This is a genomic window from Candidatus Ruminimicrobium bovinum (genome assembly GCF_902760015.1).
Lineage (GTDB): Bacteria > Elusimicrobiota > Endomicrobiia > Endomicrobiales > Endomicrobiaceae > Ruminimicrobium > Ruminimicrobium bovinum.
Map to the genome: position 1 here is coordinate 1 of NZ_CACWEU010000163.1, position 2,033 is coordinate 2,033.

General features: G+C 32.7%; 2 protein-coding genes. Both read right to left on the reverse strand.

What is annotated here, in order from left to right; all coding sequences use genetic code 11:
* Positions 1–1,180 (reverse strand): glycosyltransferase family 4 protein (locus ACMUOV_RS05465; protein ID WP_413854097.1); only part of this gene is annotated, 1,180 nt, incomplete at its 3' end.
* Positions 1,177–2,033 (reverse strand): UDP-N-acetyl glucosamine 2-epimerase (locus ACMUOV_RS05470; RefSeq protein WP_413854098.1); only part of this gene is annotated, 857 nt, incomplete at its 5' end. The genes ACMUOV_RS05470 and ACMUOV_RS05465, both read right to left, overlap by 4 nt.

A 2,033-nucleotide genomic window follows, 5' to 3' on the forward strand; every position in this document is an offset into this window, starting at 1 on the left:
GCAGCAATTGTTCAAGTACTTCAAAATGTTTTTCTTTTGTAAAACTTTCTTTAAAATATTTTCTTGCATTTTCACCGTAAGAAGAATATTTTTCTTTGTTTTTTATAAAGTCCAGCATTATATTTGCCAAGCCATCACTATCGTTATAATCTGCTACCAAACCGCAGTTACTTTCCTTTATGGTTTGTTGCCCTGCTCCGTTAATTGCTGCAATTACAGGTTTGCCTGCCGCCATATACCCTTGCATTTTTACAGGTAAAGTTTCCCCTATTTTGTTACTACCATCCAATGTTAACAAACAAGCATCTGCCAATTTGTAATATTTTTCCATATCCGCAAAAGGAACCCTGCCGTAAAAAATTATTTTGTTATTCAACTGTTTTTTATTAACAAGTTCTTCATAATGTTTTTTTGCGGAACCGTCACCGACTATATGCACTAAAAAATCAGATTCGTCTTTTATTTTTTCTACAGCATCAATAAGAGTTTGTAAATTTTGAACATATCCAATATTGCCTGCCCAAACAAAATCCGTTATTCCGTTATCTGTTGCTGTAAAATCTTTATTTAAATATTCGTCTGCACCATACTGCGGTAAATAAGTTATTTCTTTGTTGTATTTATTAACAGTTTTAATATATTCAATAAACGGTATTGATGTTACTGCAACTTTATCGAATTTGGAATATATCCATTTGCACAATTGTTTAACTGCAATAAATACAGGATTTTTTTCACCGACATTGAAAGCTTTCATGCTTTCAGGCCATAAATCGAGGCAATAATAAAATATCGGTTTTTTATATCTGTATTTTAAAACTATTGCAGGAATTGCCATTGTTATAGGTGATACACCCCAAATATAAATAACATCAAACGGTTTAAAATTTTTAAAAGAACAAAATATACTTCCTGTAATAATAAACGACAAATAATTTAAAAACCTCATAATTGCACCGTGACGGCGGGCAATTATAGGAACACGCCAAACTTCCGCTTTACCTAAATACTCATGGTGTTTTCTGAACCATTTATATTCTTTAGGCACCCTGCTTGTGGCATAGTCCGGTTTGCCGGTTACCACCGTTACCGTATGCCCCCTGCTACACATATCTTGCACTATATGGTTAATGTGATATGTGTCAGGATGAAAACATTGAGTTACAACCATTATGTTCATTTTTTCCAAACTACTCTGTTAACAATATTCGTATAACTTTGAATTATCTTTACTACTTTACTTGAAACATTTTCGTCTGTATAATCTGTTACAGGTATAGGAAAATCTTTTTCTTTGTTCATATTTACTGCAATTTCTACCGATTGTAACAATGATTTATCGTCTATTCCTGCCAATACAAAACAAGCTTTTTCAAGTGCTTCAGGTCTTTCTGTCGATGTTCTTATACATACTGCCGGGAAAGATTTACCTATTGAAGCAAAGAAACTGCTTTCTTCCGGTAATGTGCCGCTGTCGGAAACTACCGCAAAAGAGTTTAACTGTAAACAGTTATAATCGTGGAAACCTAACGGTTGGTGTTTAATAACTCTTTTATCTAATTTGAATTTTGCAGATTCCAATTTTTTTGCACTTCTCGGATGGCAAGAATACAAAATAGGCATATTATATTTTTGTGCCAACTTGTTTATTGCATTAAACAGTGACAAAAAGTTTTTATCGGTATCTATATTTTCTTCTCTGTGTGCAGAAAGCAATATGTATTTACCTTTTTGTAATTTCAATTTTTTTAATATGTTACTTTTTTGTATTGACTTTAAATTGTTATGCAAAACTTCCGCCATAGGAGAACCTGTTAAATATGTTCTTTCTTTAGGTAAGCCGTTTTCTATTAAATACCTTCTTGCATGTTCGCTGTAACAAAGGTTAACATCACTTATAATATCCACTATTCTTCTGTTTGTTTCTTCAGGTAAACATTCATCTTTACATCTGTTACCGGCTTCCATGTGGAATATCGGTATATGCAATCTTTTTGCACCTATTGCAGATAAACAACTGTTTGTATCACCCA